The organism is Micromonospora sp. NBRC 107095, from assembly GCF_030269705.1.
Taxonomy (GTDB): domain Bacteria; phylum Actinomycetota; class Actinomycetes; order Mycobacteriales; family Micromonosporaceae; genus Micromonospora; species Micromonospora parva.
Window position 1 is genome coordinate 288,163 of record NZ_BSTU01000001.1, and the last position, 22,285, is coordinate 310,447.

At 71.3% G+C, this 22,285-nt stretch carries 22 protein-coding genes; 15 read left to right on the forward strand and 7 right to left on the reverse strand.

Annotation, left to right across the window (positions count from 1 at the left end; genetic code table 11):
- Positions 1-86 precede the first annotated feature (86 nt).
- From QSK15_RS01395 to QSK15_RS01425, 7 genes are all read left to right on the forward strand, one after another.
- Positions 87-470: a hypothetical protein gene (locus QSK15_RS01395; RefSeq protein WP_285792535.1), complete on the forward strand. Its 384-nt coding sequence runs from the start codon at positions 87-89 to the stop codon at positions 468-470.
- Between the two features lie 109 nt (positions 471-579).
- Complete coding sequence (locus tag QSK15_RS01400) at positions 580-1,191, forward strand: DUF4178 domain-containing protein (RefSeq protein WP_285792536.1); 612 nt, start codon at positions 580-582, stop codon at positions 1,189-1,191.
- Positions 1,192-1,328: 137 nt separating this feature from the next.
- Positions 1,329-2,078: a hypothetical protein gene (locus QSK15_RS01405; protein ID WP_285792537.1), complete on the forward strand. Its 750-nt coding sequence runs from the start codon at positions 1,329-1,331 to the stop codon at positions 2,076-2,078.
- Positions 2,079-2,150: 72 nt separating this feature from the next.
- On the forward strand, positions 2,151-2,792 hold the full coding sequence (locus QSK15_RS01410) for a hypothetical protein (protein WP_285792538.1): 642 nt from the start codon (positions 2,151-2,153) through the stop codon (positions 2,790-2,792).
- A 10-nt stretch (positions 2,793-2,802) separates the two neighbouring features.
- Positions 2,803-3,612 carry an SDR family NAD(P)-dependent oxidoreductase gene (locus QSK15_RS01415; RefSeq protein WP_285792539.1) on the forward strand — a complete coding sequence of 270 codons (810 nt, stop codon included), beginning with the start codon at positions 2,803-2,805 and terminating at the stop codon, positions 3,610-3,612.
- Between the two features lie 169 nt (positions 3,613-3,781).
- Positions 3,782-4,321 (forward strand): orotate phosphoribosyltransferase, encoded by a 540-nt coding sequence (gene pyrE / locus QSK15_RS01420; protein WP_112586136.1) that lies wholly within the window; start codon positions 3,782-3,784, stop codon positions 4,319-4,321.
- Positions 4,322-4,378: 57 nt separating this feature from the next.
- A complete protein-coding gene (locus tag QSK15_RS01425) occupies positions 4,379-4,756 on the forward strand; it encodes an ArsR/SmtB family transcription factor (protein ID WP_030332125.1) in 378 nt (125 codons plus the stop codon).
- A 166-nt stretch (positions 4,757-4,922) separates the two neighbouring features.
- Here the strand turns inward: QSK15_RS01425 and QSK15_RS01430 are convergent, their stop codons facing one another.
- The gene (locus tag QSK15_RS01430; RefSeq protein WP_030332126.1) at positions 4,923-5,744 is read right to left on the reverse strand and encodes a DedA family protein; all 822 of its coding nucleotides are present in this window, start codon (positions 5,742-5,744) and stop codon (positions 4,923-4,925) included.
- A 158-nt stretch (positions 5,745-5,902) separates the two neighbouring features.
- The gene (locus QSK15_RS01435) at positions 5,903-7,465 is read right to left on the reverse strand and encodes an LPXTG cell wall anchor domain-containing protein (protein ID WP_285792540.1); all 1,563 of its coding nucleotides are present in this window, start codon (positions 7,463-7,465) and stop codon (positions 5,903-5,905) included.
- A gap of 181 nt (positions 7,466-7,646) precedes the next feature.
- Here QSK15_RS01435 and QSK15_RS01440 point away from each other — a divergent pair, with 181 nt between their 5' ends.
- The gene (locus tag QSK15_RS01440) at positions 7,647-8,126 is read left to right on the forward strand and encodes a SigE family RNA polymerase sigma factor (RefSeq protein WP_285792541.1); all 480 of its coding nucleotides are present in this window, start codon (positions 7,647-7,649) and stop codon (positions 8,124-8,126) included.
- Between the two features lie 2 nt (positions 8,127-8,128).
- On the forward strand, positions 8,129-9,190 hold the full coding sequence (locus tag QSK15_RS01445; protein ID WP_285792542.1) for an LCP family protein: 1,062 nt from the start codon (positions 8,129-8,131) through the stop codon (positions 9,188-9,190).
- 63 nt (positions 9,191-9,253) lie between these two features.
- Here QSK15_RS01445 and QSK15_RS01450 read toward each other — a convergent pair whose 3' ends face one another.
- Both QSK15_RS01450 and QSK15_RS01455 read right to left on the reverse strand, forming a co-directional pair.
- Positions 9,254-10,822 (reverse strand): LPXTG cell wall anchor domain-containing protein, encoded by a 1,569-nt coding sequence (locus QSK15_RS01450; RefSeq protein ID WP_285792543.1) that lies wholly within the window; start codon positions 10,820-10,822, stop codon positions 9,254-9,256.
- Positions 10,823-10,969: 147 nt separating this feature from the next.
- Complete coding sequence (locus QSK15_RS01455; protein ID WP_285792544.1) at positions 10,970-11,182, reverse strand: hypothetical protein; 213 nt, start codon at positions 11,180-11,182, stop codon at positions 10,970-10,972.
- 124 nt (positions 11,183-11,306) lie between these two features.
- On the opposite strand from QSK15_RS01455, the gene QSK15_RS01460 reads away from it, so the two are divergent.
- Positions 11,307-11,690 (forward strand): phage holin family protein, encoded by a 384-nt coding sequence (locus tag QSK15_RS01460; protein WP_285792545.1) that lies wholly within the window; start codon positions 11,307-11,309, stop codon positions 11,688-11,690.
- A 136-nt stretch (positions 11,691-11,826) separates the two neighbouring features.
- Positions 11,827-12,852, forward strand: a complete 1,026-nt coding sequence (fbaA, locus tag QSK15_RS01465) for a class II fructose-bisphosphate aldolase (protein ID WP_030332138.1) — start codon at positions 11,827-11,829, stop codon at positions 12,850-12,852.
- Between the two features lie 48 nt (positions 12,853-12,900).
- On the opposite strand, the gene QSK15_RS01470 is transcribed toward fbaA, so the two are convergent.
- Entirely contained in the window at positions 12,901-14,094 is a 1,194-nt protein-coding gene (locus tag QSK15_RS01470; protein ID WP_285792546.1) for an LOG family protein, read from the reverse strand.
- Between the two features lie 249 nt (positions 14,095-14,343).
- Between QSK15_RS01470 and QSK15_RS01475 the strand changes: the two genes are divergently transcribed.
- Positions 14,344-14,772 (forward strand): DUF3151 domain-containing protein, encoded by a 429-nt coding sequence (locus tag QSK15_RS01475; RefSeq protein WP_279520305.1) that lies wholly within the window; start codon positions 14,344-14,346, stop codon positions 14,770-14,772.
- Between the two features lie 45 nt (positions 14,773-14,817).
- Here QSK15_RS01475 and QSK15_RS01480 read toward each other — a convergent pair whose 3' ends face one another.
- Positions 14,818-17,265 carry a chromosome partitioning protein gene (locus QSK15_RS01480; protein WP_285792547.1) on the reverse strand — a complete coding sequence of 816 codons (2,448 nt, stop codon included), beginning with the start codon at positions 17,263-17,265 and terminating at the stop codon, positions 14,818-14,820.
- Between the two features lie 91 nt (positions 17,266-17,356).
- Positions 17,357-18,400 (reverse strand): diacylglycerol kinase family protein, encoded by a 1,044-nt coding sequence (locus tag QSK15_RS01485; protein WP_285792548.1) that lies wholly within the window; start codon positions 18,398-18,400, stop codon positions 17,357-17,359.
- Positions 18,401-18,524: 124 nt separating this feature from the next.
- Here QSK15_RS01485 and QSK15_RS01490 point away from each other — a divergent pair, with 124 nt between their 5' ends.
- The 3 genes from QSK15_RS01490 (at position 18,525) to purD (ending at position 22,273) form a co-directional block, all read left to right on the forward strand.
- On the forward strand, positions 18,525-19,814 hold the full coding sequence (locus QSK15_RS01490; RefSeq protein WP_285792549.1) for an adenylosuccinate synthase: 1,290 nt from the start codon (positions 18,525-18,527) through the stop codon (positions 19,812-19,814).
- Between the two features lie 179 nt (positions 19,815-19,993).
- On the forward strand, positions 19,994-20,923 hold the full coding sequence (locus tag QSK15_RS01495; protein WP_285792550.1) for a type IV toxin-antitoxin system AbiEi family antitoxin domain-containing protein: 930 nt from the start codon (positions 19,994-19,996) through the stop codon (positions 20,921-20,923).
- 99 nt (positions 20,924-21,022) lie between these two features.
- Positions 21,023-22,273 carry a phosphoribosylamine--glycine ligase gene (gene purD / locus QSK15_RS01500; protein WP_285792551.1) on the forward strand — a complete coding sequence of 417 codons (1,251 nt, stop codon included), beginning with the start codon at positions 21,023-21,025 and terminating at the stop codon, positions 22,271-22,273.
- The last annotated feature ends 12 nt before the right edge of the window (positions 22,274-22,285 follow it).

Sequence of the window (22,285 nt, forward strand, 5' to 3'; positions counted from 1 at the left end):
GTTGTTGCTCGGTCACCCGGCGTGTCGGGACAATAACTTCATGATCACCGGGGTCGAAATGGGGTGGGCGGGGAAAGGGGTGGGACATGTTCGGGATCGGGAAAGACAAGTGGGAGCGGGAGCTCCGGGCGGCAGCCGACGAGTTGGCGGCAGCTGACACGCTCGCCTTCGGGGGAGTTGGCCTCGCCGGCACGTTGTTGCCGGTGACGGAGGCGCACGAGCGGGTGTCGGCGGCCCTCGACGACCACCCCGAGGAGGTCCGCCGCCAACTCGACCGGGTGCTTGCCGACGGCACACCCGCCGGCCGGGCGTACGCGGCCACGCTGCTGGAGCGCGTCGACCCGGCGGCGGCCCGAGCGGCCTGGACGGCGCTGCGGGACGACCCGAGCGAGTTCACCACCTTCGCCGGCTGCGTCATGGACCGCGAAACCCTGGGCACCTACGCCAGCCGGCGGCTCGCCGCAGCCTGAGCCCGGCGCCAGCCGTGCCGTCGGTAGCTGAGCTGTCGGTCACGGTACGGGTCCCGCTGGTGCCGAAGGTTGTTACCGTCTGCGCCGACGAACCTGGGGAGGTAGTCGGGTGAACGCGCTGGTGACGTACCTGGCGGCGGCGCTTGCCGTGGTCGTGGTGATCGTGCTCCTGTTCGTCGCGTGGGCCCGCCGGACAACCCGGCCCGGCGGCCTGCCACCGTCCGGCCGGTCGGCGGGTGGCCCGGCGCAGTCGCCGCGCAGTGGCGCGCTGCGCCTGACCGCCGGCGACCGCGTGCGGATCCGCGGGCGGGAGTACGCGGTGAGCGCCACGATCCGCCTGGTCGAGGGCGACTGGAGCTGGGTGCAGCACCTGCTCGACGACGGCTCCGGCACCCGCCACTGGCTCTCCGTGGAGGACGGCCCCGAACTCGAGCTGGTGTTCTGGACCGCCGAACCGGGAGCCACCGTCACACCGGGCGCCCCGACCATCGAACTCGGCGGGCGGCGCTTCACCTGGTCAGAGACCGGGCAGGCGCGGTATACCGCCACCGGCGAGACCGAGCTGCCGTCGACCGGCACCATGCGCTACCACGACTACCAGTCCGGTGGCGCCGCGCGGCTCTCCTTCGAGGCGTACGGCGAAGAGGGCTGGCGGGTTTCCCGCGGTCATTTGCTCGACCCCGCCGACCTGACGATCCACCCCACGCCCGAGCTCCGCTGAGCTGGACCGGGTGGGCGCGCCCGGCTCGTCGCAACATTCCGAACTGGCCGGTTGTCGATACGGTGTGGGCGCGATCTTAGGGAAGGAGAATCGTGGTCGATTCCCAGCGCACACCGGCCCGTCAGCGGCCATCCATTGTGTCGATTTCCAGTTACCTGCTCTTCCTGTTCCTGGCACTCCAGGTGATCAGCCTGATCATCACGCTCAGCACCTTCGGCAAGACGCGGGACGCGCTTCGTGACGCGTACGCGGACAGCACCGCCGAGGGTGCTGACCAGGTGGCCGACGTCTTCGCCGTCATCGGCATCGGCGGCAGCGTCGTGATGCTGCTGCTCGCGGTCGTACTGGGTGTGCTCGCCCTCTTCAACAACCAGGGCCGCAACGGCGCCCGGATCACCACCTGGATCGTCGGCGGCATCATGGTCTGCTGCGTCGGCGGTGGCCTGCTCAGCAATGCGGCCGGCGGTCTCAACGCCGGTGGCGGGACCGGCGGCGACGGGCCCAGCCCCGAGGAGATCCAGCGCCGCCTGGAGGAGGCCCTGCCCTCCTGGGCCACCCCGGTCAGCCTCCTGCTCAGCGTGCTCAGCCTGCTCGCGCTGCTGGCGGCGCTGATCCTGCTGGCGCTGCCGAAGGCGAACGAGTTCTTCCGCAAGCCCACCGCGGCCTGGGAGCCGCCGACCCCGGGTGCCAGCTACCCGGGCTACCCGCAGGCGCCAGGTCAGCCCGGCTACCCGCAGGCCTCCGGCGAGCCGGGCTATCCGTCAAGTGGGGAGCCGAGCTACCCGCCGCCGACCGCGGACCGGCCGGACGCAACGCCGCCCACGGACCGGCCGGACGACACGCCGCCCACGGACCGGCCCGGGTCAACCCCGCCGTCGACGAGCTGACGGCTCGATAAGCACGACGCCGACGATCCCTCCGAGTAGGTTGCAACCCGACGCCTACCGGAGGGATTCGTCGTGTCGTACCCGGAATCGCCACCGGCCCGCCGGCCCACCGCCGTCCTGTCGGCCGCGTCTGTGCTGTTGGTGATGGCGGTCGCCGCGCTCGCGTACGCCGTGGTCGACCTGGTGGTGCTGGGCGCGACGGTCGACGCGTTCCGCTCCGCCGCCGGAAACACGTCGGCAAGCCCGGAGCAGATCGACGACGTGGTGACCCTGCTCCGCGCCTCCATGGTGCTGTCGGCGGTGGTGGCGGTGCTCTCCACGCCGCTGCTCGCCGGCCTGGCCCTCGGGCTGCTGGGCGGTCGCAACGGCGTGCGGGTGGCGACCTGGGTGGTCAGCGGGCTCGGCCTGCTCGCCGGCTGCTGCAGCGTGGCGGTGGTCGTCGGCGAACGGGCCGCGCCACTGCGACTGGGCTCGGGCGAGCAGGCTCTCGCCGAGTTGCTGGGCCTGATCGGCGACGCGTACCCGTCCTGGTGGATTCCGCTCAACGCCGGGCTTTCCGTCGCACAGGGGCTCGGTTACCTTGTAGTAGCTACGCTGCTGGCGCTGCCCGCCGCGAACAGTTGGTTCGGCCGCCACCGTTCGGCCACGCCAACCGCACCGCCCAGGTTCACGCCCGCCCCGCACCAGCCCGCGCCCCCGTACCCGCCCAGGTGAGGACCGCCACGTGACGCTCGACCCCACCACCGCCGAGCGGCGAGCCCTGATCACCGGGGCCACCGCCGGCATCGGCGCGGCGTTCACCCGACGACTGGCCGCCGACGGCTGGCACCTGGTGCTGGTTGCCCGCGACGAGGTGCGGTTGACCGAGCTGGCTACCGAGTTGGGTTCCGCGTACGGCCGCGAGGTGGAGACGATCCCGGCGGATCTGTCCACCGACGACGGATGCGCGACGGTGGAGCGGCGGCTCGCCGAGGGCAGCCCGGTGCACCTGCTGGTCAACAATGCCGGCATCAGCCTGAACAAGCCGTTCCTGCGTTCCACGGCCGAGGACGAGGCACGACTGTTGCGGCTCAACGTGCACGCGGTCATGCGGTTGACCCTCGCGGCGGTGCGACCGATGACCGAACGGCGAAATGGGGCAGTGATAAATGTCTCTTCGGTCGCTGGTTTCGGTACGGCCATGCCCGGCTCGACCTACTCGGCCAGCAAGGCGTGGGTGACCAACTTCAGCGAGTCCGTCGGCCAGTCGACGCGGCCGTTCGGCGTTCAGGTGATGGCTCTCTGCCCCGGCTACACCCGCACGGAATTCCACCAGCGGGCCGGCATCAACATGTCCAAGACGCCGGAGTGGCTGTGGCTGCGAGCCGAGGATGTGGTCGACGAAGCCCTGCGTGACCTGCGCAAAGGCAAGATGGTCAGCATCCCGGCGTGGAAGTACAAGGTGGTCGTCGCCGGTATGCGACACGCGCCGCGCCGACTGCTCCAGGCGGTCGCCCGGGACACCCGCGGCCGGATCGGTCGCGACGAGCGCTGAGCTTCGACAGGCCCGTCGGCCCCGAGCCGGCGGCGGGGCGGCGTTGGCGCGCCGCTGTCGGACCAGTCGCTGAGCGTAGTTGAACATCGCCAGCCATCGGTTCCCCCCGGGGCTGATCAGGGTGGACCCCGCACACGGCGTTCAGACTTGCGCAGTAACCTCTATCGCCATGGGGGACCACGACGACCTGCGTAAATTCATTACCGACCTGGCTGTGGTCCATGGCCGGGTCGTGCTCTCGTCGGGGCGCGAGGCAGACTGGTACGTGGATCTGCGGCGCGTCACGCTCCATCACCGGGCCGCTCCTCTGGTCGGCCGGGTGTTGCTCGACCTCACCGCCGACTGGGAGTTCGACGCGGTCGGGGGCCTCACCCTTGGTGCGGACCCTGTCGCCCTCTCGATGCTGCACGCCGCCGCTCCGACCGGCCGGGCCCTGGACGCCTTTGTGGTGCGCAAGGCGGGCAAGGCCCACGGTCTTCAGCGGCGGATCGAGGGGCCCGAGGTGGCCGGCCGCCGCGTGTTGGCGGTGGAGGACACCTCCACGACGGGCGGAAGTGTTTTGACCGCTGTCGAGGCGCTTCGCGAGGCCGGGGCGGAAGTCGTGGGTGTGGTGGTTATTGTTGATCGAGGCGCCGGCGACGCGGTGCGAGCCGCCGGATTGCCGTACCGGGCGGCCTATACGTTGGCTGACCTCGGCCTTGTGGCGTAAAAGTCTGCCGATTCGGATCTGCTGATATGCAGGCGGATCGATGCTGCTGGTGGAAGGATGGAATACGTGGGAACTGCGTTGGCCGAAATGACTATGCCTCAGATCTCGCCGCTAAACGGCGAGCCGATCGAACGTGCCGATGCCGAGCGTCTGGCCGGGGTCCTCAAGGCCCTTGCTGACCCTGCTCGGTTGCGGCTGCTCAGCCTGATCCAGTCGGCCCCCGAGGGCGAGGCGTGCGTCTGTGACCTGACCGCACCGCTCGGCCTCTCCCAGCCGACGGTCAGTCATCACCTGCGTATCCTCACCGAGGCCGGCTTGTTGCAGCGGGAGAAGCGCGGTGTCTGGGCGTACTACAGCCTGGTCCCGAGTGCGATCGCGACGATCGCCGACCTGCTGACCCCGCCGCGTAAGCGAGCCACCAAGAAGGCTCGCTGACGTAGGCATCACACGCCGTCCCGAGCCGGGGCGGCGTCCGGTGGCGAGCCAGGGGTGGCGCCACCGGTGGTTGACACCTGCTCGTCCCCGGTCGCACCGCCGGAGGCCGGGTTCGACACGCTGACGGCCGACCCCCTTGCCAGGGGGCCGGCCGTCGTCGTACCCCTCAACGGTCCTGACCGTGCTCCGGGCGCTGCTGGCCGTGCGGGTGCCGGTCGTGGTCGAACGCCTCGCGGGCCGCCTCCACCGCTCCGGCGGCACTGGCCGCCGCGACCATCGCGACCGCCTCGCCGCGCTTGCGAGCCCGCCGGTCGCGGAGGAACTCGAAGAAGATCGGCAGCACCGAGATCAGGATGATCAGGGCGACCACCGGCAGGATGTAGTGGTCGATCTTGTCGCCGATGGCCTGGTAGATCTGCTCGGCCAGCAGGTAGCCGATCAGCAGGATGCCGTCCACCCAGAGCACCGCGCCGACGATGTTCCACAGCAGGAACTTCTTGGCCGGCATGCCGAGCGCGCCCGCGACCGGGTTGAGGAACGTCCGGACAATCGGAATGAAGCGCGCCAGCACCACCGCCTTCGCCGGGCCGAACTTCTGGAAGTAGTACTCGGCCTTCTCCACGTACTCCTTCTTGAAGAGCCGCGAGTTCGGCCGTTCGAACATCGGCCGGCCGTACCGCGCACCGAGCCAGTGCCCCAGCTGGGCGCCGACGATCGCGCAGATCGGGCCACCGATCAGCAGGCCGGCGAGGGAGAGGCGGGTGCCGTCGCCGAAGATCGCGTCCGCCACCGGTGACGAGGCGACCCCGGCAAGGAACAGCAGCGAGTCACCCGGGAAGAAGAAGCCCACCAGCAGGCCGGTCTCGGCGAAGAGGATCACCCACACGCCGATCAGCCCGAAGGTCTGCAACAGATCCTTGGGATCGAGCGGGTTCAGGGCGACGCTCTCCACGAGAGCGCGGGTCTTCTCAGCTGTGTCCACGGCCACAAAGGGTACCGAAGCCCGGGGCCCCGGCCGCGCCGGACCGGCCCCTCGCCACCCGCCCGCGCCGTACGGCTCAACGGCAGCGTCCCGGCGTCGTGGGGTGCAACGACGGTGCCCCGCCGACCGTGGTGGTCGACGGGGCACCGGTGCCGCGGGGTGGATCAGGCGACGAAGCGGGTCCGGCGGCGCTTGGCCACCAGGTAGCCGCCGACGCCGGCGGCGAGCAGCAGCGCACCGAGGCCGGCGATCAGGCCGGTGGACTGGCCGGTGATCGGCAGCGAGCCGCCGTCACCGTCACCGTCGCCACCGCCCGTGCCACCGGCCGCGTTCACCAGGATCTTGGCGACGTCGTTGGCCGGGTTCAGGTCCTTGATCTCTTTCTCCTCGTGCCCGGTGCGCAGCTTGACCTCACCGGCCTGGCCGCCGGCCTGGTCGATACGCACCTGGAACTCGTAGTCGACCTTCTGGCCCTTCTTGATCGAGCCGTCCGTGAAGCACCGGTAGACCTGGGCGCCGGGCTTGCCCGGCTCCCACTCGTCGTCCTCGGAGTCGAAGCAGTTCTCTGAAGCGCGGACGGCGGTGACACCCTTCGGCAGGGTGACCGTGGTGCCGATCCAGGGCGACTCGGCGCCACCCGTGTTGACGGCCGCCGGCCCGTTGTTGACGTAACCGACGGTGAGCGCGACGGTGGCGCCGACGTCACCGGTCACCGTCGCGCCGCGCGCCACCACATCGGCCCGCTGGTCGCCGGTCACCTGAAGGTCGATCCAGGTCGAGTTGTCGAACGGGTTGACGTCGGTCTGCCGGGAGCGCAGGCCCGTGGTCGGCTCGAGCTTCAGCTCACCCTCGGTGCCGTTCGGCCCGATCTTGGCCGGGAGTTCGGCCTCGGACCGGTACTCGTCCCAGTCGGCGGGCGTGAACCAGGTGGAGAATCCGCCGAAGTTGTTCGGTGCCCAACTGTCGGCGGGCACGGTGAACCCGAAGCTGTCGTCGAGGCGGAAGCTGCTGCTCTTGTCGATCGTGGTGTCGAAGCGGCAGGCGAACGCGAAGTCGTGCAGCGGGCCCTCGGTGTACTCGCAGTTCTCGTAGCGCTTCGACGGCTGAAGACCGTCCGCGCCGACGACGTAGAGAACCGAGCCCTTGGCGGGCACCTCGCCCCGGTTCGTCACCTGGAACGGGGCCTTCAGCGTGGCGCCGGGCGCGCCCTTGAGCTCCAGGATCTCGTTGGTGCTGAGGTCGACGCCCTCGCCGGTTTCCACAGTCGAGCTGTAGGAGACCGATCCGGACTTGTCGTCCGGCGTGACGGTGAAACTCAGCTCGCCCTTCTGATCGGGCTTCGCGTCGGCCTTCGCGCGAACGAGGAGGGAGACGAAGTTCAGGTACGAGCCGTCGTCGTCCTGGTCCTCGACCTTGCACGTCAGGATCGCACCGGACTCGGTGCAGTTATCCCCGCTGTCCTCGACGTCGGCGAAACCGTCAACCTTGCTCCGGTCCACCTTGATCGTGTAGTTGCCGGGCTGCCGCTCCGTGACGAGCGAGAAGAGGGTGACCCACTTCTCGACGCCGCCGGGCGCGACGATCACGTTGTTGGCGTACAGGTCGAGATTCTCTGCCGATGGGGCGGAGGCTGCCGGTGCGGCGAAGGCGGGGCTGGCGGAGGCGGCGACGAACGCGCCTGCGACGCCCAGCCCGGCGAGCCAACGCCGGGTGGAGTGGGTGAGCATGAGGGGGGTTCCTCCAGTTGGGGGATCAGGTGGAGCCTGCGGATCTTAAGGAATCGCTAAGGCTCACTGCACCCCGTGGAGCCGCCCATTGCGTAAGACGAGCCAAAAGGTTGATCAGAGTCACCGCAATGTTCGGTCGGTCCGCTCCCGTCATCTGTGGCAGGAGCCCCCGGGAGGTGCAGTGACGTACGAGGAGTTCGCGGACACGCGGCTGGCCCCGCTACTGCGGTATGCGGTGATGCTGACCGGTGATCCGCACCAGGCCCAGGACCTGGTTCAGGAAACCATGGTCCGGGTCCAGCTCAACTGGCGTCGGGTCGCCCGCGCGGACTCGCCGGAGCGGTACGTGCGTCGGATGCTCACCAACCAGTACGTCGACTGGCGGCGCGGCTCGTGGGTCCGCCGGGTGCTGTTGCGCGGGGAGCCCGACGCGTCGCTGCCGGCGCTCACCGACCATGCCCAGTCCGCCGTGGACCGGGATCAGATCTGGTCCTGGCTGTCCCGGCTGCCCCGCCGGCAGCGGGCCGCTCTGGTGCTGCGCTACTACGAGGACCTGCCCGACATGGAGATCGCCGACATTCTCGGCTGTGCCGTCGGGACCGTTCGTTCGTCCATCTCCCGGGCCCTGGCGACGCTCCGGGCCGAGTACGTGGAGGCGTGACCATGCTCGAGGATGACCTGCGTGCCGCGTTCGTTCGGCACGAACCGTTGACCCCGTCGACCGGCCCACTGCGGGCGGCGATCGACCGGGTGGCCGCCACCCGCCGTCGCCGCCGGCAGCGGTTCCAGGCCGCCGGTGTCACGCTCGCCCTGCTCGCCGCGCTCGGAGTCGGGGTGCCGCAACTGCGCCCCGACCGGCCGGTCGACGGCCCGTCGTTGTCCGGTCAACCGGCTGATACGCCGTCCGAGGCGCTGAACGTCCTGCTGCTCGGGGTTGACGGCTTCGGTGAGCAACCGCCGTACCGGTTGGCGGACTCCGTCCTGCTGGTGCACATCCCGGCCGACCGGAGCCGGCCGTACCTCATCTCGTTGCCGCGCGACCTGGGGGTGTCGATCCCCGGCCGGGGGGTCGAGAAGCTCAACAGCGCCTTCCACACCGGTGCCGGCGAGCCCCGGCCCGACCTGGACGCCGGCTACGACCTGACCCGCCGGGTGGTCGCCGACCTGACCGGGGTACGCGTCGACGCCGGCGCGGTGCTGACCTTCGCGGGGCTGCGCCGGATCACCGACGCGGTCGACGGGGTGCAGGTCTGCCTGCCGAAGGAGGTCAAATCCTGGCACACCCGCCGGACCTTCCCGGCCGGCTGTCAGCGGCTCGACGGAGCTGCCTCCGTCGACCTGCTGCGGCAACGGCGGTACCTGCCCGACGGCGCGTTCGACCGGGACCGTAACGCCCAGCGCTACGTCGCCGGTCTGATCCGAGCGGTGTCCGCGAAGGACGTGCTGAGCAACCCGGTGCGACTCGCCGGCCTGCTGTCGGCCCCCGGTAAGGGCCTGACGGTCGATGACGACGGCCTGCCGCTGACCAGGCTGGTGGCGGTGCTACCCGAGCTCGACAGCGTCGACCCGGTGGGGCTCAGCCTCCCGGTCGGCGAGCCGGTGGATGACCGTACGCTGCTGCCGCTGGACCCGAAGCTGGGCCGGGCGTTTCTCGCCGCGCTGGCCGAGGACCGGTTGGCGCAGTGGGTGGCCCAGCACCCGGAGCAGGTCAACCCCGTCCGATGACGGCGACGGCACCCCGCCGGCCAGGTACGGACGGCGGGGTGCCGGTCGGGCGAGCGGATTGGGTCAGGCGACGGAGCGGTCGCTTCGGCGGCGGGCGATCAGGTAGCTGCCCACGCCGGTGACCAGCAGCAGGACGCCGAGGCCGGCGATCAGGTTGGTGGGGGCGCCGGTGATGGGCAGCGAACCGCCGCCACCGCCATCGCCATCGCCATCGTCCTGACCGCCGCCGCTCTGGGCCGCGTTGACCACGATGGTGGCCTTGTCGTTGGCCGGTTTGATGTCGGCCTGGAAGCCGCCGCCGGCGGGGCACTCGCACGGCGCGTTGACCCGTACCGCGCCCCGGGCGTTGGGGATGACCTTGTCGATGCGCAGCCGGAACGTCATGGTGTAGGTCTTCCCGGCCACCAGGAGCATCTCCGACGCGCACAGGTACGTGCGGGTGCTGTCCTGCCGCAACCAGCAGTTCTCGGGAACCTCGACGGCGGAGGTGCCCGGCGGCAGCTCGACGTCGGTGTGGGTGGCGGCCTCGTACTCCTCGCTCACGTTGTCGAGCGTCGCCGGACCGTTGTTCCGGAAGCCGACGGTGGCCGTGACGACGGTGCCGGCCGTGCCCTTGAGCGCGGCCCCGATCGCCGCGAGGTCGGTGCCGTTCGTGCCGGTGGCCTTGATGGTCCACCCGGTGTAGTCGTTGCCCGGGTTGACGTCGGTCTGGTCGGCCTGCCGGGTGGCGCCGGGTGCCTTGGCCAGGGTCAGCTTCGGCCCGCTGCCGGGGGTGGCTGCCCGGGCGCCGACTGCTTTCCGCACCTTGGTCAGGTCCTCGAAGTCGGCCACTGTCATGAACCGGGCGTAGCCGGACTGGTTGGTGGGGGCGTACGTGTCCTTACCGAGTTCGAGGTTCAGCGTGGCGGCCAGCCCGGTGCCCACCGGGATCTCCTCGTCGAACTGACAGGAGACCAGGTGGTCGTCGGCGTAGCGGCAGTTGCTGAACCGGTCGGTGGTCCGGATCGAGTAGGCGAGGTCGAAGACCGCGACGAACCCCTCGACCGTCCGGTCGCCGGCGTTGGCCACGACCAGCGGCACCGTGAACTTCCCACCCGGCTTGGCCGAGACGGTGGTGAACGGCCCGCCGGCCAGGTCGACCCCCTCGCCGACCCGGACGCGCGAGGTGTAGCTGCCGCTGCGCCCGCCGGCCGCCTGGAAACTGACCACGACGTCCCCGGAGTCACCGGGCTGCGCATCCTCGGTGAGGCCGATGCGCACCCGCTTGAGCCCGTTGCGGTAGATCCCGCTGCCGAGCGGCGGCTCCTCGTGGAGGACGACGTCGAAGGGCTCCTCGCAGACGAGTACGCCCGGCTCCGGGGCGGTGCACCGCTGGCCGTCCTCGTCGGAGTCGATGGTGACCTTGTTGGCCAGGGAGCGGTAGTCGTACCGCACGGAGACCTTGGCGAGGGTCGTCGGCTCGTTGGCGTACAGGAACAGGGCGCGGGTGGCCGGCTCCGAACCGACGGCCAGTGTGGTGTCCTGGAAGTAGGGCGCGATCGGGGCCGCGGCGACGGCGGGGGTGGCGGAGGCAGCGACCAACGCGCCGGCGGCGCCGAGCCCGGTCAGCCAGCGGAGCCAGTGCTTGAGCATGGGGGTCCTCCCGTGGGGATGCCTGTGGCGCTCGTCCAACCTAGGGAGCTGTCAGCTCCTCCGGTAACCCATTGGGATCGATATTCGTCGAATGGCCCGAACGGTTGAGCACCCTCTGGCACAACGGGCACCCGACCCGGTCGCGGATCAGCGGTAATCGTCCTCGTCCCCGGTGACCACCCGGGCCTGCTCCATCGCGTCCCAGTCGTCGACCTCCAGGCCGCGGTGCGGCTCACTGTCGGTGTCGGCGGGCCCGGCGACGGTGGCCTGCTCGACCGCGTCCGCCGGATCGGCCTCCGGGTCGCGTTCGTTGGGTGCGAGGTGGTCGCCGGGGGTGAAGTCCTCATCGGGCTGACCCATAGTCCCTCCCGGGGGTCTCGGGGCACGGTTCCCACCCACCGTACGGGCTGGGCGGGCGTACCGCCCGGAAGCGGAGTAGGCCGAATCAGCCCTCGGTGACGTGACCCGGTGCCAGGATGGTGCCGTGGGCTTCCTCATCAGACTGGCGATCACCGCTGTCGCGTTGTGGATAACCACGCTGATCGTGCCCGGGGTGGACGTGCACGCCCGATCGGGTGGCAACACCGTCCTCACCCTGATCGTGGTGGCGCTGATCTTCGGTGTGATCAACGCCGTGCTCAAGCCGGTGATCCGGGTTGTCGGCTGCGTGTTCTACCTCCTGACCCTGGGCCTGTTCGCGCTGGTGGTCAACGCGTTGCTGTTCCTGCTCACTGACCGGATCGCCCGCGGCCTGGACCTGCCGTTCCAGGTGGACGGATTCTGGGCGGCGTTCTGGGGAGCCATCGTGATGACAGTGGTGACCTGGTTGATCAGCGTCATCGTGCCGGACAACCCGGGCCGCCGGTGAACGGCTGGCACCCGGGTCGGTTGTTCCGGCGCACCTCACCTACGGGATACTTCCGGGCGGAGGACAGCGCGGTCCGGCGCACAAATGAAGAACAGCGGCCAGCACGGCCGAGAGTGGTAAGTAAGGAGCGCATCACATGCCCATCGCTTCCCCCGAGGCTTACGCGGAGATGCTGGACCGCGCCAAGGCTGGCCGGTACGCGTACCCCGCGATCAACGTGACCTCCTCCCAGACGCTGAACGCGGCGCTCAAGGGCTTCGCCGACGCGGAGAGCGACGGCATCATCCAGGTCTCCACCGGTGGCGCCGAGTACCTCTCCGGCCCCTCGATCAAGGACATGGTCACCGGTGCCGTCGCGTTCGCCGCGTACGCGCACGAGGTGGCCAAGAAGTACTCGGTCAACATCGCCCTGCACACCGACCACTGCCCGAAGGACAAGCTGGACGGGTTCGTCCGTCCGTTGATGGGCATCTCGCAGGAGCGGGTGAAGCGCGGCGAGCAGCCGCTCTACCAGTCGCACATGTGGGACGGCTCGGCCGTGCCGGTCGCGGAGAACCTGGAGATCGCCGCGCAGTTGCTCGACGAGGCCGCCAAGGCCAAGATCGTCCTTGAGATCGAGGTCGGCGTCGTCGGTGGCGAGGAGGACGGCGTCGAGAACGCCATCAACGACAAGCTCTACACCACCACCGAGGACGGCCTGGCCATGGTCGAGGCGCTCGGCCTCGGCGAGAAGGGCCGCTACATGGCGGCGCTGACCTTCGGCAACGTGCACGGCGTCTACAAGCCGGGCAACGTCAAGCTCCGTCCGGAGATCCTCAAGCAGATCCAGGACGCCGTCGGCGCCAAGTACGGCAAGGACAAGCCGCTCAGCCTGGTCTTCCACGGCGGCTCGGGTTCCCTGCTGAGCGAGATCCGCGAGGCGCTGGACTACGGCGTGGTGAAGATGAACATCGACACCGACACCCAGTACGCCTTCACCCGCCCCGTCGCGGACCACATGCTCCGCAACTACGACGGCGTGCTGAAGATCGACGGCGAGGTCGGCAACAAGAAGCAGTACGACCCGCGCGCCTGGGGCAAGGCCGCCGAGGCCGGCCTGGCCGCCCGGGTCGTCGAGGCGTGCGAGCACCTGCGCTCCACCGGCACCACGATGACCAAGTAACGACGTCCCACCCACGGCCGGCTCCCGCACGGGGGCCGGCCGTCGTCGTCAGGTCGTCAACAGGCGTACGGCCTCGCGAACGTCATCGGTCAGGTGGATCGTCGACGACAGGTCACCGAACGGGGACGCGGCCAGCAGCGGGCGCAGCAGCGCCTCCACCGGCAGCTCCCGGGTCCAGTAGCCGCGGTCCAGGAAGATGTACGCCCCGCTGGCCCCGTCGGTGCCGTAGTAGGTCTTGGTGGCCGCCTGGAACACCTCCTGCACGGTGCCCGCCCGCCCCGGCGCGAAGACGATGCCGCCCCGGGCGAGTCGCAGGATGGTGTCCTCCCGGATCGCGTTCGAGAAGTACTTGGCGATCCGCCCCGCGAACAGGTTCGCCGGCTCGTGCCCGTACAGCCAGGTCGGAATGGCCAGCCCGCCGGCCCGCGCCCAGCCCAGCTCGGCGCCCCGCTGCCGGGGCACCCCCGCGTACCGTTGCCGGACCGTCAACGCCGTGGCCGTGTACCGGTGGTGGTCGGTGAAGTCGGGGGCGGTGGCCAACAGGTCGATCGCCGTCGTGACCTCGGTCGCCGGCTGGTCCGCCAGGTAGGAGCCGAGGTTCGCGGCCTCCATCACCCCGGGGCCGCCGCCGGTCACCACCAGCCGGTCGGCCCGCGCCAGCTCCCACCCCAGCACGGCCGCCATCCGGTACGCGGGACTGCCGCGCCGCACCGCGTGGCCACCCATGATGCCCACCACCGACTGTGGCCCGTGCGCGGCCAGCCACGCCCGGGTGGCGTCGCCGAGCGCGTTGTCCACGCCGTGGTCGTGCAGTCGCTGGCCCAGCGCCTCCTTGACGTCCGGCAGCGCGCCGCCGTGCGCCCGGTAGTGGTCGTACACCCGGGTGTCGTACATGCCGGTGAACCCGCCCTCGGCGAACCCGGCGGCCAACTCCTCCGGGGTGTAGAGGTGCGTCGGCTGGGTCGGGTACGGCAAACCGGAGAACGGCGGCACCACGTTCGCGCCGCGCCGGACCAGGTCGGCGCCCACGTCCCGGGCCGCGAACCGGCAACCGACGAAGAGGGTGCCGGTGACGTCGACACCGGTCAGGTCGGGCACCGGCGCGAGGTCGAGCCGCAGACCCTGCACGGTCAGCCCGGTCAGCCGACCGGTGGTCAGCTGCTGGTCGAACTCGGCCCGGGTCTGGATCTCGCCGGCGTGCAGGTGCGGCTCGATGACGTCTGCGGGAGGTGGGGTCGGCACCGGGCCATCCTGCCCGCCCGCCGGGGCCGGCCAAACCTCGGGCCCGGCGCGGAACCGACAGGAGCCCGGCGGTCGTGGCCGCCGGGCTCCTGCATAACCGGTTCCTGGGGAGGCTCCGGACCATTAGTTGTAATGGAAAACACCAGGCAGCGGCATAGGCCGCAGGCGTGACCAACTCCTCAGCCGTTCAGCGGAACACGTCGGCCGACCCGCTCGCGTGTCGCCCTGTCCAGCGGGTTGAATGGGGCGATGCAGAACCTTTTGCCAGAGCCACCGGCCACCCGCCTGCCCGTGAACGACGAGGCCGACGCCGCCCTGGCCGCCGCCAACGAGGCCGGCACCGACGAGGCGTACGCCGACGTGGCGGCCGGCTTCCCGACCTACAGCGCCGCCTGGGCGGAGCTGGCGGCGCGGGCGTTCACGCAGGGCCAGGTGGTGACGGCGTACGCGTACGCCCGCACCGGCTATCACCGGGGCCTCGACCAGCTGCGCCGCAGTGGGTGGAAGGGGCACGGCCCGGTGCCGTGGTCCCACGAGCCCAACCGGGGCTTCCTCCGCTGCCTGTACGTGCTGTCCCGGGCGGCCGACGAGATCGGCGAGGCCGACGAGGCGGCCCGCTGTGCCCAGTTCCTGCGCGACTGCGACCCGGAAGCGGCGGACGCGCTCGCCAGCAACTGACCCCGCCCCGACGGCCGGCCCGACACCGGGCCGGCCGTCGGCGGGTCACAGCCCTTCGGCGACCGCGGCGGCGATCTTCAGCCAGGCGTCCCGGGTTGCCGAGGAGAGCCCGCCGTACCGGATCGGCTCACCACTGTCGATGAGCCGCTCGTACGGGGCCAGCAGCACCGCCCGGGTGCGGGCCGCGAAGTGCTCCTGGATGGCCGGCAGGTCGATCTCCTTGCGGGACGGCGGCATCGACACCACCGTCACGGCCTGCCGCACCAGCCGTTGCCGGCCGCTCTGCTCCAGGTGGTCGAGCATCCGGGCGGCCGTCTCGGCGGAGTCGTTACGAGCCGACATGGTGACCACCAACTGGTCCGTGGCATCCATCGACGCCTGCCAGTTCTGCGCCCGGACGTTGTTCCCGGTGTCCACGAAGATCAACTTGTAGAACCGGCTGACCACCTCACGGATCTCGGCGAACGCGGCGGCGGTCAACATCTCGCCACCGGTGGCCGACTCGTCCGAGGCCAGTACGTCGAACATCCCCTCGCCCTGGGAACGCACGTACTGCGACAGGTCACCGACCCGCCCGTGCGCGCCCTGGAACTGCCCGAGGTCACGCAGCATGTCCCGCACCGTGCGGGAGTGGAAGTCCTGCTGGGCGCGCATCCCCAGGGTGCCCTGGGTCTCGTTGTTGTCCCAGGCCAGCACGTAGCCGCCACGCTTCTGACCGAACGTCATCGCGAGCAGCAGGATCGCCACCGTCTTGCCCGCGCCACCCTTCGGGTTGACGACCGTCACCTGCCGCAGACCGCCGAAGTTGCGGCGCACCATCTCGATGTCCCGCTTGAGCTCCTGCTCGTGCCGGCCCGGGGCGAGCCGGAGCAGGCCCATCTTGTTGACCACCGCGCGTACACCCATGGTCGCCACCGGATCGGCGGGCCGGACCTGGCGGCGTCGGGCGAAGTCCTCGGCGGTCGGCGCGGCGGTCTCCTCCGGTGTCCAGCTCGCGTCCGGGTACGCCGTCGCGTCCGGGTACGCCGTCGCGTCCGGATACCCCGGGGCCGGCACCCGGGTCACCCCGTCGGCCTCCTGGTACGGCTGCCCCGGCGTACCGGCGGGCGAACCCTGCTGCCAGGGCGGCGGGTACCAACCCGGCGAGGGCGGGAACGGCCCCGGCGGTGGGGTCGCCGGCCCGGCCTGCGGAGCGACGGGCGGCGGCGCGGGAGGGCCGGGCTGCGGGTAGCTGAACTGCGTCAGGTCGGGCGGCGGCGGAATCTGCGCCGAGCCGGTCTGTCCGGGGACGGGCGGCTGCCCCGGGTGCGCCTGCGCGGGACCGACGTACGGGACGACGGGAGGCGGGGGCGGAATCGGAGGCGTCGCGCTGGCCTCCTCCTGGGCGGGTGCCGCTCCAGCCGGACGTTGGGGCGGATACGCCCACGGTGACTCGGCGATCGGCCGCCCCGGCCCGTCGGCGGGCCTGTCTACACCGGGCCCGTCGGGCTGCGGTGCCGGTCCGCCGGCCTGCGGTGCCGCCCCATTGGGCTGGGCCGTCGATCCGTCGGGCTGCGGTGCCGGTCCGCCGACCTGCGGTGCCGCCCCAGTGGGCTGGGCCGTCGATCCGTCGGGCTGCGCTGCCGGTCCGCCGGCCTGCGGTGCCGGCCCGGCCGCTGGGCTGCCAGCGGCCGAGGAGCCTGCCGGCGCTGAGCCGGCGGCCGTCGGACTGCTGGTGGTGCTCGCGCTGCTGGTGCTCGGGCTGCTGGTGGTGCTCGGGCTGCCGGCGGACGCAGTGGCGGCGGGCCGATCGGTGGTCGTCGCCGCGGTGGCGGCGGGGCGATCCAGGGTGAAGGGCAGGTCGAGGTCGACACCCCCCGGCGCGACCGGTGCGGCGGTCGGAGCCCGGTCGCCTGGCGGTACGTGCGCCGCCTCGCCGGCCCGGCTGGCCACGTCGTGCGCGGCACCGGCCGCGCCGTGCGGGGCGGCTCGGCCGTCCCCCGGCGCGGGGGCGACGTTCGGAACCGCAGCGGCAGCGGTCGCGGTCGCGGGCAGGCCGGCGTCAGCTGGCCCGCCGTCGCTCCCGGGGCCGGATGCCGGCGGGGCCGGCTGGCCGCCGGTCGCGGGCGGCGGGGGCACGGCGGTCGGATCGGTCGGTGGTGGCCAGCTCGGCTGCGCCGGTGCCCAACCCGAGCCGACGCCGGACGGGCCGCCGGGCCCCCAGCCGGGGGCCGGGACGGCGCCGGTGAGCGACGGGTAGTCCGACGGCGAGGGCGGTGACTGCGCCGGGGCGCCGGGCTGGCCGGGAACCGGCGGTCGCCCGATCGGAGGCGTGGCCACCGGTGGCGTGACCGGCGCTGTGACCGGCGACGGGCCACCCCGTTGCTCGGCGACCGCAGCCCAGGGCGGGGCGGCACCCCGGTCGCCCGGATCCGGCGGCCAGGGTGGTTCGATGTCCCGCTCCGGCGCCGGCTGCTGGCCGGGCACCTGCGCCCGGTCGGCGTTCTCGTCCATTACGGCCCTCCCCAGTCCTCCTGCGAGGATAGGCCCATTCGCCGAGCAGGGCCGATCGACGCAGGCAGGTCGGCCGGTCGATGCGTCGAGGTCAGCTCGACCAGACCGCCCAGGCGCCCGGCTCGATCCACCAGGAACGCTTGCGGGTCAGTTCGCCCTCGACACCATCGTCGAGGTACGGCACCTTGCCCTCCCGGGGCAGCACCGACACCGCCCGCCCACGGGCCCGCCGAACTTCGAGACGTACCCGCTTGCGCCCCCAGGCCGACCGGACGACAACCGGCACGGCCACCGCGACCTCGACCCGGCCGTCAGCCGGGTCCGGCGCGGTCAGCAGCGTCACGTCGTCGAGCGTCGCGTACCCGCCGGCGTTGCCGACCGCGCAGGCCAGCAGCGGTTCCGCGCCGTCGGTGAGAATGGTGTCGTCGACCTCCACCCGGGCGCGCCAGTGCAGCGGCCGGCCGGCGTCGTCGGCGGCGCCGAGCAGCGCGCCGTCCAGGGTCACCGAGCCGCCGTCGTTGCGGAGCAGGTCCAGTCGGCGCGGCGTGCCGTCCAGCACCGCGGCGGCCACCGCCGCCGGGTCACGGGGCAGCCCGAGCTGCGCCGCCAGGTCCCGGTGGGTGCCGCCACGGGCCGGGTCGAGCGGGAGTACGGCCACCGGCGGCAGGTCGGGCAGGGTGCGGTTGCCGGGCAGGTCCGCCGGGCGCTTGCTGGGCGCCGGAGCGTACCGCTTGACCAGCCGGCGCAGCACGGCGCGCAACTGTCCGTCGCTGGCCGTGGCGACGACCAGCCGGGTCTTGCTGTCCGGGTCCGGCCAGGTGAGGCCGTCCGGGCGGGCCGGGCCGTCGAACCGGGCCAACACCGCGTCGATCTCGGCGTCCGAGCGGGCGGTGATCGTCTCCACCCGGGCGCCCCGGGCGTTCAGCGCGTCGGCACAGGCCAGCACCGGCACCCGTGGTCGCTCCGTCGCGCACTTCTCGGCTTCGGCCTGACCACTGCTCGGCTGACCGGCGTCGGTCTGGCCCGTCGGGGCGGTGTCGGCCCCCGGCGCGCCGCCACAGCAGGCCCCGCCGCTGCCACAGGCCCCGGGAGCGTCCCGCTCCGAACCGAGGGTGAGCAGCACCACGTCGTACACGGAAGGAGCCTCCTGCCTCTCGACGCGACCCCTGCCGGCCACGCCGTCATTACTTGTTAACCTGACACCCCGGGCTCGCCGAGCGGTCGCCACCTGGCACCCGAGCCTTCTGGAGGCGGAAAAGATGCCAGCGATCGTGCTCATCGGCGCTCAGTGGGGCGACGAGGGCAAGGGCAAGGTTACCGACCTGCTGGGTGAGCGGGTCGACTACGTCGTGCGCTACTCCGGCGGCAACAACGCCGGACACACGGTGATCACCCCGGACGGCCAGAAGTACGCGCTGCACCTGATGCCGTCCGGCGCGCTCTCACCGGACGCGATGATCATCATCGGCAACGGTGTGGTGGTCGACCCGAAGGTGCTGCTCGCCGAGATCGACGGCCTGGCCGAGCGCGGCGTCGACGTGTCCCGGCTGCGGATCTCCGGCGACGCGCACCTGATCATGCCGCACCACCGGGCGCTGGACCGGGTCATCGAGCGCTACCTCGGCTCGTCCCGGATCGGCACCACCGGCCGTGGCATCGGCCCGGCGTACGGGGACAAGGTCGCCCGGATCGGCATCCGCCTCCAGGACCTGCTCGACCCGGGCATCCTGCGCAAGAAACTGGAACTCGCGCTGCGCGAGAAGAACCAGATCCTGTTCAAGGTCTACAACCGCAAGGCGATCGACGTCGACGCGACCGTCGAGGAGTACCTGGAGTACGCGGAGCGGCTCAAGCCGTACATCGCGGAGACCCGGGCGATGCTCTGGGACGCCCTGGACCGGGGCGAGACGGTGCTGCTGGAGGGCGCCCAGGCCACCATGCTCGACATGGACCACGGCACCTACCCCTTCGTGACCTCGTCCAACCCGACCGCCGGTGGCGCCTGCGTGGGCGCGGGCATCCCGCCGACCGCGATCAACAAGGTCATCGCGGTGAGCAAGGCGTACACCACCCGGGTCGGTGCCGGGCCGTTCCCGACCGAGCTGTTCGACGCCAACGGGGACCACCTGCGCAAGATCGGCGCGGAGTACGGCACCACCACCGGGCGGGAGCGCCGGTGCGGGTGGTTCGACGCGGTCGTCGCCCGGTACGCCTGCCGCCTCAACGGCGTCACCGACCTGGTCATCACCAAGCTGGACGTGCTTACCGGCCTGCCGAAGCTGCCGATCTGCGTCGGCTACGAGATCAACGGCGTCCGGGTGGACGACATGCCGATGAGCCAGACCGACTTCCACCACGCCAAGCCCGTCTTCGAGGAGCTCGACGGCTGGTCGGAGGACATCACCAAGGCGAGAACGGTCGACGACCTGCCGGAGAACGCCCGCCGCTACATCGCGAGGGTCGAAGAACTCTGCAACACCAGGGTGAGCGTCGTAGGCGTAGGCCCAGGCCGAGAAGAAAACGTCCACCTCCACCCCCTCCTCCCCTAACCCCACCCCCACCCCCACCCACCCCCACCGGCTCGGTGATCAAGAAGTTTGCGTCAGATTTCTCAGTGAGATTGACGTAAAGCTCTTGATCACCGAGCCGGTGGGGGAGTTATCCACAGAGGTTTGGGAGTTGTCCACAGGGGCTTCGCGTGAGCGGGGTGGGTGGACAGGGTGTGGGCGTGGGTGCGGATCAGCTTCTTCGCCAGATAGCGGCCGGGCAGGACGGCATGGTCACCATGGGCCAGGCATTGCGTGCCGGCCTGACCAGGGATCAGATCCGGCAGTTGCACCGCTCCGGCAGGTGGCAACGGCTTCTTCGTGGCTGCTTCGTTCCAGAGGCGGAGCTGACTGACTCGACTCGCCGGCGGGCGCGAATCCGCGCGGCGGTCGTGAGCCTCGGTGCAGGTGCCTTCGCTGTTCTGGACTCTGCGTTGGAGTTGCACGGCATCGCCGGTCTTCGCCGGACGTCACAGGTGCACGTCTCCGTCCCAGTCGACCGACCTCGGCCCCAGCGTTCCCTGGTGCCGTGGCTGACGGTGCATCAGGTGACCGTCGCTGCTGGCGACGTCGTCGAGGTCGCGGGCATCCCGGCGACCTCTCCGCTCCGCACCGTCGCGGACGTCATCCTTCGGGTTGATCGTTATCCAGCGGTCTCGGTCATCGACTCGGCGCTGAACCGGCGCCGCATCGATCCGGCGAATTTGACAACCATCCCGGACCTGATCCGTGGGCGGCGGGGTGCGGTCGCGGCACGCGCCTGTCTGGCCGAGGCGGATGGCCGGGCACAGTCGCCACTGGAGACTCGTTCTCGACTGCGATGCGTGGACGGCGGGGTGCCGCCGGACGCGCTGCAGTTGGAAGTGCGCGACGATGACGGCTATCTGCTCGGCATTGGCGACCTGGGCTGGCGCCGCCCAAGGCTGATCGCCGAGGCGGACGGCCGAGACGCGCACGGCACCCCGGAGGCCGCCTACGCCGACCGTCGTCGCCAGAACCGCCTGGTCAACGCCGGCTGGACCATCCTCCGATTCACCTGGCAGGACACCCTCGACCCCACCTACATCCCATGGACGGTCCGCCAAGCGATCACGGCCGCTGAGCGGAGGTGATCAAGAGGTTTGCGTCAAGAATCAGCCCATCATTGACGCAAACCTCTTGATCACCGAGGCTCGGCAGGCGTTTTAAGGGGGGACAGTAGGATCTCGGGCGTGCGGGTTCTTTTGGTGGGTGGCGGTGGGCGGGAGCATGCGCTTGCGCTCGGGTTGGCGGCGGACGCGGGCGTTTCGGCGTTGATTGCCGCGCCGGGTAATCCGGGGATCGCTGGCGTGGCTGAGCTGCGGACGGTCACTGCGACGGACCCGGCCGCGGTGGCGGCGCTGGCCGTGGAGACAGCGGCTGATCTGGTGGTGATCGGGCCCGAGGCGCCGCTGGTCGCCGGGGTCGCCGATGCGGTACGCGCCAAGGGCATCGCCGTGTTCGGTCCGTCCGGCGCGGCTGCCCAGTTGGAGGGCTCCAAGGCGTTCGCCAAGGACGTGATGACCGCTGCCGGCGTGCCGACCGCCCGCGCGTTGGTCTGCACGGACGAGGAGAGCACCGCTCGGGCGCTGGACGAGTTCGGTGCACCGTACGTGGTGAAGGACGACGGGCTCGCCGCCGGCAAGGGCGTGGTGGTGACCGACGACCGGGCCGCCGCGCTAACGCACGCCAACGAGTGTGGCCGGGTCGTGGTCGAGGAGTTCCTCGACGGCCCCGAAGTCAGCCTTTTCGTGGTCACCGACGGTGAGGCGGCACTGCCGCTGGTGCCGGCACAGGACTTCAAGCGGCTCGGCGACGGCGACACCGGGCCGAACACCGGCGGGATGGGCGCGTACGCACCGCTGCCCTGGGCCCCGCCCGGCCTGGTCGACGAGGTCATGCGCGACGTCGTGCACCCGACGTTGGCGGAGATGCGCCGCCGGGGCACCCCGTTCGCCGGTCTGCTCTACGTCGGGCTGGCGATCACCGCCGCCGGCCCTCGGGTGATCGAGTTCAACGCGCGTTTCGGTGACCCGGAGACCCAGGTGGTGCTGGCGCTGTTGGAGACGCCGTTGGGCGGGCTGCTGCACGCGGCGGCCACCGGCACGTTGGCCGAGCACCCGCCGTTGCGGTGGCGCGACGGCAGCGCCGTGACGGTGGTGCTGGCCTCGCCGGGCTATCCGGCCGCGCCGCGCACCGGCGACGTGATCACCGGCGCGGACGGTCCGGGCATCATCCACGCGGGCACCACCCGCCGGGCCAGCGACGGCGCGTTGCTCTCCGCCGGCGGCCGCGTTCTCTGCGGTACGGCCACCGGCACCGACCTGGCCGCCGCGCGGGACGCCGCGTACGCGCTGGTGGACGGGGTGGAACTGGCCGGCTCGCAGCACCGCACCGACATCGCCGCCGCCGCCATCGACGGGCGGATCACGATTCCCGGCTGAATCCGGGCAACC